Annotated in this window: 9 protein-coding genes; all 9 read left to right on the forward strand. The window is 37.8% G+C overall.

The window, feature by feature from the left end; genetic code table 11:
* Positions 1 to 40 precede the first annotated feature (40 nt).
* The 9 genes from RCZ04_RS04940 (at position 41) to RCZ04_RS04980 (ending at position 11,730) form a co-directional block, all read left to right on the forward strand.
* Positions 41 to 169 carry a hypothetical protein gene (locus tag RCZ04_RS04940; protein WP_460484849.1) on the forward strand — a complete coding sequence of 43 codons (129 nt, stop codon included), beginning with the start codon at positions 41 to 43 and terminating at the stop codon, positions 167 to 169.
* A 566-nt stretch (positions 170 to 735) separates the two neighbouring features.
* Entirely contained in the window at positions 736 to 2,271 is a 1,536-nt protein-coding gene (locus tag RCZ04_RS04945; protein WP_460484850.1) for a P-loop NTPase family protein, read from the forward strand.
* A complete protein-coding gene (locus RCZ04_RS04950) occupies positions 2,271 to 2,816 on the forward strand; it encodes a hypothetical protein (protein WP_460484851.1) in 546 nt (181 codons plus the stop codon). Before RCZ04_RS04945 ends, RCZ04_RS04950 begins: the two co-directional genes overlap by 1 nt.
* Positions 2,817 to 3,118: 302 nt before the next feature.
* Positions 3,119 to 4,243 (forward strand): 3,4-dihydroxy-2-butanone-4-phosphate synthase, encoded by a 1,125-nt coding sequence (gene ribB / locus RCZ04_RS04955; RefSeq protein WP_460484852.1) that lies wholly within the window; start codon positions 3,119 to 3,121, stop codon positions 4,241 to 4,243.
* A gap of 50 nt (positions 4,244 to 4,293) precedes the next feature.
* Positions 4,294 to 5,175 carry a type IX secretion system protein PorD gene (gene porD / locus RCZ04_RS04960; protein ID WP_460484853.1) on the forward strand — a complete coding sequence of 294 codons (882 nt, stop codon included), beginning with the start codon at positions 4,294 to 4,296 and terminating at the stop codon, positions 5,173 to 5,175.
* A 5-nt stretch (positions 5,176 to 5,180) separates the two neighbouring features.
* Positions 5,181 to 6,839 carry a DNA repair protein RecN gene (recN, locus tag RCZ04_RS04965; protein WP_460484854.1) on the forward strand — a complete coding sequence of 553 codons (1,659 nt, stop codon included), beginning with the start codon at positions 5,181 to 5,183 and terminating at the stop codon, positions 6,837 to 6,839.
* Positions 6,840 to 6,882: 43 nt separating this feature from the next.
* Positions 6,883 to 7,848 (forward strand): polyprenyl synthetase family protein, encoded by a 966-nt coding sequence (locus RCZ04_RS04970; protein WP_460484855.1) that lies wholly within the window; start codon positions 6,883 to 6,885, stop codon positions 7,846 to 7,848.
* Positions 7,849 to 7,905: 57 nt separating this feature from the next.
* The gene (locus tag RCZ04_RS04975; protein ID WP_460484856.1) at positions 7,906 to 8,433 is read left to right on the forward strand and encodes a DUF4136 domain-containing protein; all 528 of its coding nucleotides are present in this window, start codon (positions 7,906 to 7,908) and stop codon (positions 8,431 to 8,433) included.
* Positions 8,434 to 8,553: 120 nt separating this feature from the next.
* Positions 8,554 to 11,730, forward strand: a complete 3,177-nt coding sequence (locus RCZ04_RS04980; RefSeq protein ID WP_460484857.1) for an efflux RND transporter permease subunit — start codon at positions 8,554 to 8,556, stop codon at positions 11,728 to 11,730.
* Positions 11,731 to 11,912 lie beyond the last annotated feature (182 nt).

Genomic DNA, 11,912 nt, shown 5'->3' on the forward strand with positions numbered 1-11,912 from the left:
CTTACAAATGCAAAGGTAAGGAAAAAAATTAAATTAGCAAATGGAGAGTTGGTGGGAGGAGTGGGATTGGTTGGATTGGTCGGAGGAATCTGATTGGTGGGAGGAATCTGATTGGTGGGAGGAATCTGATTGGTGGATAGGTTGTGGCAGGGTGTTTGAACCGCCGTAAGTAAACAAAGTATTTCGGAAGGAGGTTTTTAGGTGAAGGATAAAAGATGAGCTGTAAGAAGGGTATGCTTAGCTTATACAAAGCTTATACGAACCTTATACGAATCTTGGACGATTGATATACAAAGGGTATGTAAAGAGTTGAGAATTAGCAATTAAGAGTTAGTAAAAAACAGTAGTTTTGAGGGAAATAAATCGGAGGAAAGCAAAAGCAAAGTGCTTTGTTAGCTCTTAGTTTATGGGGCTTATTAGGTTATTAAAAAGTGTCTTTATTGTTTTAAAAATAAATTTGTCGCCCAATAAATTTGGGTTTTCAACTTTTTTTTCTACCTTTGTGCCTTGAAACACCAACTACCTATACCATAACTAAAAACACTACTAACTGTTTTAAAATACGAATCAAGAGTTGGATTAAGTTATTAAAAACCTCGCCCCCTAATACACATACTCAGCTGCGCCAGCTCGCTGACTACCCTCAAAGAGGGGGAATTAGCGACGGTTATCATACACAAATAATATGACTCTCAATAAACAATACAATCCTTGATTCATAAAAACTAATAACAAATGGCTAAAATAGATTCTTTTAAAGAAACAATGCTCGCTGGATACTCTTTTAAGGGTGATTACATTACCTTAGGAGGGGCGGTGTATGAAGGGCAACCTATTGAAAAAGTATTGGTAAATTTACCTTTAAAAACACTTAACCGCCACGGGCTTATTGCAGGAGCTACGGGTACAGGTAAAACTAAAACACTGCAAGTTATCGCGGAAAATCTTTCTAAAAAAGGTGTTCCTGTATTGTTGATGGACTTAAAAGGCGACCTCAGCGGAATTGCCGAATCTGGTGAAGTAAAACCTTTTATATTGGAGCGCTTAGGCAAAATAGGCTTAGATTTTCAACCACAGGCATTTCCTACGGAACTGCTCACGATTTCGGAGCAAAAAGGGGTGCGTATGCGTGCTACTGTATCGGAATTTGGGTCGGTGTTGCTATCGCGTATCTTAGACCTGAGCGATGTGCAAGAAGGGGTTTTGGCAGTGATTTTTAAATACTGTGATGACCACGCACTCCCGCTATTAGACCTGAAAGATTTAAAGAAAATACTTCAGTATGCTACTGATGAGGGGAAGACGGACTTTGAGAAAGAATACGGAGCGGTTTCTAAATCATCAACAAGTGCTATTTTGCGCAAAATTGTGGAATTAGAACATCAAGGGGCTGAGCTTTTCTTTGGGGAGCGCAGTTTTGAACCAGCCGACTTAATGAGAACTAACGCACAGGGCGAAGGTTATGTGAACATCATTCGCCTTACAGACATTCAAGACCGTCCTAAGATGTTCTCAACCTTTATGTTGAGTCTTTTGGCGGAAATCTACACTACTTTCCCCGAAGAAGGCGATATGGCAAAACCTAAATTGGTTATCTTTATTGACGAAGCACACCTTATTTTCAATGAGGCTTCGAAAACGCTTCTCAACCAATTAGAAAACATTGTAAAGTTGATACGCTCAAAGGGTGTGGGACTTATTTTCTGCACTCAAAACCCTACTGATATTCCCGATGCGATACTCTCTCAGCTGGGTATGAAAGTGCAACACTCTCTCCGTGCCTTTACAGCTAAAGACCGCAAAGCTATCAAGCTGATTGCAGAGAATTATCCATCATCGGAGTTTTACGACACTACCGATACGCTTACCTCTTTAGGAACAGGAGAAGCGCTGGTAACAGTGCTGAACGAAAAAGGAATACCTACTCCACTGGTGGACACAATGATGCGCGCACCAATGAGCAGAATGGATATTCTTAGTGACAGTGAAATTGAAGCGCTAGTAGGGCGTTCGGAATTAGTACGCAAATACAACGAAGTTATTGACCGCGAGAGCGCTTATGAAATCTTGAATAAGAAAATAGAGGACGTGCGCAAGGAGGAAGAGAAGCAAAAAGAGGCTAAGGAAGCCGAAAAAGCTACTGCTCCTAAGCCCACTACACAAAAAACCACTACTAAGCGGTCGGGCACTAACCCTTTGATAAAAATGGTTACAAGTGCTTCATTCGTGAGGGGTGTTTTAGGGATATTAAACAAAATCATCAAGAAATAATGAAAAAATACTTTATCATCATTACTGTTTTTTTAACTATTGTGGCGTGTAACAATAAGAAGAATGAGTTTCTCATCACTAATAACAGTGTAGGAGTTGTTCAAAAAGGTACTTCTATACAAAAGTTAGATTCTATTTTTGCTAAGGACTCCATAGTAAACTCGACTATGGAAGGAGAGTTGCGTTATGCCAGTGCGGAGCGGATTACTATTTTAGACAAAGAAGGTAAAGAGCTTCTTGAAATCACCCCAACAACTAATGATAAGGGAGAAAAAATAGTAGAAAGTGTACTAATTCTGTGCGATAAATACGCTACAGAAAAAGGTATATCATTGCAGAGTACTTTTAAAGACGTAAAGAACAAATACCCCGATTTAGAAATTGAGCCTTCTATCAGTAGTGTGATGGTTACCCCGAAAGGAATGAACTATTATTTTACTTTTGATAAATCGGCATTAAAAACGGCTTTTGACCTGACTGATAGTGTCTCTAAGGACGATATTGAAGAAAGTGCTAAAATATCTCGTATTACCGTTAATTTTTAAGTTGAAAAGGAATTATAGTCAAGAAAAATAAATAGACTCATTTCTTAAGGGCTAATTGCCATTAGCCCCTACAATATGATGTAAGAGCAACTGATTATAAGTATAATTAACTTATTGGTTATAAACATTAGCCCCTATTCACATACTCAGCTATGCCAGCTCGCTGACTACCCTTCAAAGGGGGAATAGGGACGGTCATCATACATAAGAAATATAACTCTTAATAAAATTAATAACTATTTCTAATTTTATAACACGAGTGTGTCGCTCGTGTTCATTTTGTATAAAATCAATTGATAAAGATGAACCATATCAAACTGAACAGCATTGAAGAAGCTGTTGAAGATATAAGAAAAGGGAAAGTCGTTATAGTAGTAGACGATGAAAACCGTGAAAACGAAGGCGACTTTATTGCAGCCGCTGAGAAGGCAACCCCAGAGATGATTAATTTTATGATTACTCACGGTCGTGGGTTAGTTTGTGCCCCTCTTACCGAAAAGCGTTGTGCAGAACTTGACTTACCGATGATGGTACAAAACAACACCGTACTACACGAGACCCCGTTTACTGTTTCGGTAGATTTGAAAGGACACGGTTGTACTACTGGTATTTCAGCTTTTGACCGTGCTAAAACTATTCGAGCACTCGTAGACCCTAAGACTACCCCCTTTGATTTAGGACGCCCTGGGCACATATTTCCTCTAAGGGCGAAAGAAGGCGGTGTGCTTCGTCGTACAGGGCACACAGAAGCAGCTATTGACCTAACCCGTATTGCGGGATTAAAACCAGCTGGTATTTTGGTTGAAATATTAAACGAAGATGGGACAATGGCACGGTTGCCTCAGTTAGTGGAAGTAGCTAAGAAATTTGACCTTAAAATCATTTCAATTGAAGACCTTATTGCTTATCGTATGCGCAAAGATACGCTTGTGATAAAGAAAGAAGATTTCTTGTTGCAAACACCTTATGGAGAATTTCGCTTGCGCGCCTATGAGCAAACCACTAACAAGCAAATACACTTAGCTTTTACACAAGGTACTTGGAAAGCCGATGAACCAGTGCTTACACGTGTTCATTCATCGTTTATCAGCAATGATATTCTGGAAGTATTAGCAGGTGATAAAGACAATCCTTTGGAACGCATTTTCAGAAAAATTAATGAAGAAGGCAAAGGAGCGGTGATTGTAATTAACAAAGAGGGGTATTCGCAAACGTTATTACAGCGCATTACTGAAATAAAAGAGCACCAAAGTGGACACCCACTTCCTGAAGTAGGTAAAGATACTAAGGATATTGGAATGGGGGCGCAAATACTCAATGATTTAGGTATTAGGAAACTACGCTTGCTCACTAACTCTAAAAATGCTTCGAATTACGTAGGAATGTCGGGCTACGGTCTTGAAATCACGGAAGAAATACCCTATTAATTAGAACAGAAGCGAAGGTAGGAAACAATTAACCTATGACATATATCATTATGAGAAAAATAGTACTCTTCTTAGCCTTAATTAGCAGCTCATTCTCTTTTTCACAAGAGTTGAATGCTTTGGTAACGGTTAATACGCAACAGGTAAATTTAAGTAATCGCTCAGTCTTTAAGACCTTAGAAAAGTCATTACAAGAATTTATCAATCAGACTCGTTGGACAGACTTAAAAGTGCGTGATAACGAACGCATTCGTTGCAGTTTTATACTGGTGATAAACAAGTTTGAAAATTCACACTATGAAGCGAGTCTTTTGGTGCAATCTTCACGTCCTGTATACAATTCGGCATACCAATCACCTGTATTTAACTTACAAGACAAAGAAGTAGCGTTCGACTATCAAGAGTTTGCGCCTCTTACTTTCAATGAAAATGCCTTTGAGTCGAATCTCACTTCGGTAATAGCTTACTATGCCTATTTGCTATTAGGGTTTGATGCCGATACCTTTGCCGAAAATGCAGGGAGACCTTATTTTTTAAAAGCACAGCAAATTGCGAATATAGCACAGAACAGTAGTTATACAGGTTGGGCAGATAATGGTAAAAACAACCGTTTCTTGTTAATAAACGAACTTATTTCAGAGAATTACACTGATTATCACAAAGCCCTATACCAATACCATCGTTTGGGATTAGATACAATGAGTGCAGATGAGAAAGGAGCTAAAGAAACTATCCAAAATGCTATTATCTCACTTGAAAAAATACCAAGCCTACGGTTGAGTTCCTATGCAATGATATTGTTTTTTAATGCAAAAACCGATGAAATTGCTTCTATTTACTCAGGAGGAATAATTTTTAATACTAAAATGCTAAAAGAAGCCTTAGTGAAATTAGCTCCTACCCAAGTAACCAAATGGAATGAAATAAAATAACGAATATGCTCAATACTCTATCTATAAAAAACTACACTTTAATTGATGACCTAAAAGTTGACTTTCCAGAAGGTTTTATTATTATCACAGGTGAAACAGGTTCGGGAAAATCTATAATGCTTGATGCACTTTCCTTAGTATTGGGAAAGCGAGCTGATATGTCGGCTTTAAGGAACAAAGATGAAAAATGTGTTATTGAAGCCGAATTTTCTTTGCAGAAATATGAATTTCAATCGCTCTTCAATGAGTTGGAAATAGATTATGACCCTCAAACCATTATACGCCGAGAGATACTACCTTCGGGAAAATCGAGAGCTTTTGTGAATGATTCACCTGTAACATTAGACGTGCTCTCACGTTTAGGTGAAGCGCTCGTGGATATCCATTCTCAGCATCAAACACTTTCGTTAAGTGATTCAGCCTTTCAGTTTGAAATTATTGATGCAATGGCTGAAAACAAATTGTTGTTAGAAGAATACCAACGTCTTTTAACATTACTTAAAGCAGAACAAAAGAAACTACAAGAACTGATAGACTTTCAGCAAACAGCTAATAAGGAATACGATTACAATTTGCATCAGCTCAAAGAACTGAAATCAGTTACTTTAGAAGAAGGCATCTTGGAGGAATTGGAAGAAAGTTATGAAGAAGCCTCTAATATTGAAGAAATAAAGGAAAGCGTAGCTGAAAGTTTGTATTTGCTCAACGATGAGAACGTAGGTATTTTGAATAATTTACGTGAACTGCGTCGCGCTTTTTCAAATCTTACAGAATACAAACAGCAATATCGCGAATTATATGAACGCATTGACTCAGCTTTTTTAGACTTAGAAGATTTAGGCAGAGACGTAGCGGATATTGATGAAAACATAGAAACAGACCCTGAAAGTTTAGAAGAAATATCAAAACAACTCAATAAAATCTACTCACTTCAGCAAAAGCACAAAGTAACAACCGTAGAAGAGTTGATGAGTATCCAAGAACGTTTAGAGAATGCAGTTTCTAAAACTGAAAGCGCAGATTTCGACCTTAAAGAACAACAAGAGTTAGTAACGAAACAACAAACAGAAACTTCTAAAAAAGCTACTGAGTTACACAAAAATCGGGAGAAAGTAGTTCCTGCCCTCACTAAGCAATTAGAGAGCTTTATGCACGAATTAGGAATGCCTAATGGACGTTTTGATATCAAGCTAACACCTACTTCACATTTCTTTAATAACGGAAATGATGAGCTCTCATTTTTATTTTCTGCTAATAAAGGGGGGGAATTTGGTCAGTTAAAAAAAGTAGCCTCAGGAGGAGAGTTATCGCGTATAATGTTAGCTGTAAAAGCTATAATGGCAGCACATACAGCACTCCCTACTATTATGTTTGACGAAATTGATACAGGAGTATCAGGAGAAATCTCTCAAAAAATGGGTGATATAATGAAACAAATGAGCAAAAACAGACAGGTATTTGCTATTACCCATTTGCCACAGATAGCTGCTAAAGGTACTTATCATTTTAAAGTATTTAAAGAAGATATAACTGGTAAGACAACTACCCATCTTAAAATGCTCAGTGAAGAGGAACGCATTTCAGAGCTCTCGGAAATGCTTGAAGGTAAAAACAGCGGTGAATCGGCTCGTAATCACGCCATAGAGCTTTTGAGAAAAGGATAAGAACAGACAAGTATTTAATTTCTAAATTAATAAATAGACTATTATGCTTACCATTGAAGAGTATAAAACGGCTTTTTTGCAACATATAGAAAAAACATTTACTCCCAAAGAACCTATTCACCTCTACGAGCCCATTCAGTATATCCTTAACATAGGGGGAAAACGTATTCGCCCCATACTTACCCTTATTGCAGCTGATATTTTTGGTAAAGACTATCACAAAGCACTTAATGCAGCTACTGCTATAGAAGTTTTCCATAATTTTTCACTTATTCACGACGATATTATGGATAAAGCACCTCTGAGACGTGGCAAACCTACTGTGCACGAAAAATGGGATACAAATATAGGTATACTTTCGGGAGATGCAATGCTCATTATTGCTTATAAGTTATTAGAGAGTTATCCTCCAGAAATATTTCAAGAATTGGTAAAAACATTAAGTGAAACAGCTCTTAAAGTATGTGAAGGACAGCAAATGGATATGGATTTTGAAAAGCAACAAGAAGTAAGTATTGAGACATATATGCAAATGATTTCATACAAAACTTCAGTTCTTATAGGAGCTGCCTTACAAATGGGTAGTATTATCTCTGAAACAACTAAAGAAAACCAAATGAATATGTATAATTTTGGATTGAATTTAGGGATAGCTTTTCAGTTACAAGATGACTATTTAGATACTTTTGGAGATGCTTCGTTTGGTAAAAAAATAGGAGGAGATATTATAGAAAATAAAAAAACTATACTCTATCTAAAATCTTTAGCACTAAGTGATGAAAACCAACGTAAAGAGCTATTGCGAACATATGCTACAAATGAAGATAATAATAAAATAGCAAGAGTAAAAGAGATTTTTCAGGTAACAAATGCAGATAAAGCAGTTCGAGAGCTCATAGAAAACTATACTCAAAAAGCTCTTATTATATTAGATAAAATAGCTATAGGCAATGACAAACGAAAGTATCTCAGAACTTTTGCCCTACAATTAATGGATAGAAAAATATAAAACGGTATAGATTTTGTGCTCATAAAAACAAGAAATAACCTTTTAATAACTTATGATATGAAAAAAGTAACTGTTTTTATACTTCTAATTATGGCAGTTGTTCTTAGTTCTTGCGCTAGTGTATATGTAGCTGTAGATTATGACCAACAGGCCGATTTTTCTGCATATAAATCATTTGCTTTCTTTAAAGAAGGCATTGATAAAGTTCCTATCTCGGATTTAGATAAGAAGCGTATCTTGCGTGCTATTGAACATAATTTAACGTCAAAAGGAATGACCCTTTCAGAAAACCCCGACGTTTTAGTAAATATCTTCACTCGTGAGCAAGAAAATGTAGATGTGTACAACAATACTCCATACTATTGGGGTTGGGGAATGGGCTGGGGACCTTTTTGGGGAGGAGCAACCTATAATGTAGCACGAAGTACAGAGGGCTCTCTTTATATTGAAATTATAGATGCCCATAAGCGTGAACTTATTTGGCAAGGTAAAGGCGTAGGTAATTTACCTCAAACAATGGAACGTAAAGAGGAAGCTATCAACAATTTCGTAAATAGAATATTAGAAAAATTTCCTCCAAAATAGTAAGTATCATAGACTATTCAAGCTCTTACTTCTGATAAAGGTTTCCTGAAATATGGAAACTTTTTTTGTTTATTAAGTTTTTTATCATACCTTTGCACCCGATTTAGAACAAACAAACAAATGGATTTAATTAAACTTTCTATTAAGCGACCTAGTGTCCTTATTGTAATGCTTTCCTTATTACTCTTAGGTGGTTTCTATTCATACAAACTACTGAACTATGAGTTGATTCCTAAATTTGAGGTGAATGTGGTAACTATCTCTACCGTCTATGCAGGGGCATCACCTTCTGAGATTGAGAGTACTGTTACTAAAAAGATAGAAGATGCGGTTTCGGCCTTGGAGAATATCAAAAAGATACAATCGTTTTCTTATGAAAGTCTTTCGATAGTAGTAGTACAGCTTACTAATGAGGCAAATGTAGATAATACACTCAACGAAGCACAACGGAAAATCAATGCGATTAGAGCTGATTTACCTGACGATGCTAAAGAACCATCGCTTAGCAAATTTTCGCTTTCTGACCTTCCTATTGTGTCTATTGGAGTTACTTCTAATCTATCAGCTCAAGAGTTGTACGACTTGGTAGATAAAAAAATACAACCTGAACTATCGCGTGTACCAGGGGTAGCTCAGGTAAATATAATAGGTGGGCGCAAACGCGAAATACGCGTAAGTGTTGACTCAAAAAAATTAGAAGGCTATGGTCTATCTATCGCTCAAGTGCAACAAGTGATAGCAGCCTCGAATATGGAAATTCCTGCGGGTAAGCTGAAAACACGCGAGAATAATACCTCTATACGTTTGCTTGGTAAAATAGAAGATGTAGAACAGTTGCGTAACCTTACATTGGCTTCGCAAAATGGTATAGAAATACGTTTGGCTGATGTGGCTGATGTGCAAGATACTGAAGAAGAAGCTGAGAAGATTGCGCGTATTGACCAAGAAAACACACTCCTTTTGCAAGTGATTAAACAAACTGATGCCAATGCGGTATCGGTGAGTGAATTAGTACGCAATAAAATGAGCCAAATAGAGCAGACTTATAAAAACGAAGGTGTAAAAATGCTTTTAGCTGAAGATACGAGTGAGTTTACGTTAGAAGCTGCCAGTTCGGTGATGTTTGACTTAATATTAGCAATTGTATTGGTGGCTGTGGTGATGTTCTTCTTCCTCCACAGTTTGCGTAATGCACTTATTGTAATGGTATCTATCCCTACTTCGCTGATTGCATCGTTCATAGGAATGTACTTTTTTGGTTTTACACTGAACTTAATGAGTTTGGTAGCGCTTTCATTAGTAGTAGGTATACTTGTGGACGATGCCATTGTGGTATTGGAAAATATTCACCGCCATATGGAAATGGGGAAAAACAAGGTGCGTGCTGCTTTTGATGGATCTAAAGAAATTGTGCTTACCGTAATGGCGATTACCTTAGTGATTGTGGTGGTATTTGTACCTATTTCATTGGGCAGTGCCATTGTAGTGAAAGTAGTGCGTGAGTTCTGTATGACTGTAGCTATTGCTACAATGCTCTCCCTATTAATGTCGTTTACGGTAGTGCCTTGGCTCTACTCTCGCTTTGGAAAATTAGAACACGCCAATCCTAACACTCTTTTTGGCAAGATGTCGATAGGATTTGAGAATTACCTCAAACGCTTTACTCAGTTTTTCTCTGATTTATTAGTATGGGTGTTTGCCAATAAATGGAAAACTATCATTTTGGTGTTCTTCCTCTTTGTAGGCTCTTGTGCATTTATCCCTGCTGGATTCATAGGGACAGACTTTATGCCTCCTATGGATAGAGGAAAGTTCTTAGTACAATTTGAATTGAACAAAGACGCTTCATTGGAGCAGACGAACTTTATCACCCAAAAGGCTGAAAACTACCTACGCAATCTTAAAGTTGAGGGTACTGATAAGCCTTTGGTAGAAAGTATGATTACTACTGTAGGGCAATCTACCAGTGGTATGGGAGCTTCACAAGCAACCGCTTATAAATCGGAAATACAGCTTACTATTATTGATAAGAAAGAACGCAGTGAATCGACTAATGTGATTGCGGCTAAGCTGAAACGAGAGCTCAGTCAGTACTTAGTAGATGCTAAAGTAAAAACAGTTCCTGTGGGTATGATGGGGGCTGAACAAGCACCAATTGCCTTGGTGGTTACTTCTGATAATGTGGAAGCTGCCCAAGAATATGCTGAGAAAACCGCAGAACTACTCAAAACAATTGAAGGAGCTACTGAAATTAAACTCAGTTCAGAGAGTGGTAACCCTGAAATTAATGTACAAATTGACCGCGACAAAATGGCAATGTTAGGATTAAACATTGCTACAGTAGGGGTAACAATGCGTACGGCTTTCAATGGTAATGACGACAGTAAATTCCGTACAGGTGACTCAGAGTATGACATCAATATAGTGTTTGAAGACGGCAGTCGCCAATCTATAAGTGATATAGAGAATATGATGTTCATCAATGCTGCAGGGCAACAGGTGAAACTATCGCAATTTGCTAATATTATCTATGCCTCAGGTCCTACACAGTTAGAGCGTTATGACAAGTCGCCTTCGGTAACTGTACAAGCACAATCAGTAGGTCGCCCTACGGGTACTATTGTTTCTGAATGGAAAACTAAATTAGAGAGCTTGCAAAAACCAGCGAACGTGCACTTTGTATTCACGGGAGACCAAGAGATGCAAGACGAAGGATTTGGCACTATCTTCGTATCACTCTTTGCTGCTATTTTATTGGTGTATATGGTAATGGTAGTGCTATACGACAGTTTCTCACGTCCGTTTGTAGTATTGTTCTCTATTCCATTATCTTTTATTGGGGCTTTGATTGCATTAGCTTTAGCGAATATGTCACTCAACATTTTCACTCTTTTAGGTATTATTATGCTCATCGGGTTGGTTGCCAAGAACGCGATTATGCTGGTGGACTTTGCGAATCACCGAAAGGAAGAAGGTGAAGATACGATTACCGCACTTATCCAAGCAAATCACGCCCGATTGCGTCCTATTTTGATGACAACCATTGCGATGGTAGCAGGTATGATCCCTCTTGCTATTGCCAGTGGTGCAGGTGCTGAGATTAACAATGCTTTGGCGATTGTAATTATCGGGGGACTTATTTCGTCATTATTCCTGACGCTTATTATTGTGCCATTGGTATATCTCATCTTCGATAACATCGGTAAACGCTTTGGTAAAGGCACTAAGACTGATTACGATAAACTGATGATAGCTGACTATGAGCACCGTGATATTAAAGGTGAACACGAAGTATAAACGAAGGAATGACGAAGGAATGACGAACAAAAGACGAAGGAAGGACGAAGGAAGGACGAAGGAAGGACGTGTCATATCCTGAAATAGGTTTACACAAAAAACAGGAAAAAATATGACAGAGCGGAGAAAAGTAATAGTTCGGTACAGTGATTGCTTTAAGTTGAGTATCGTAGAAGAAATTG

It is taken from the genome of Capnocytophaga sp. HP1101, assembly GCF_054772415.1.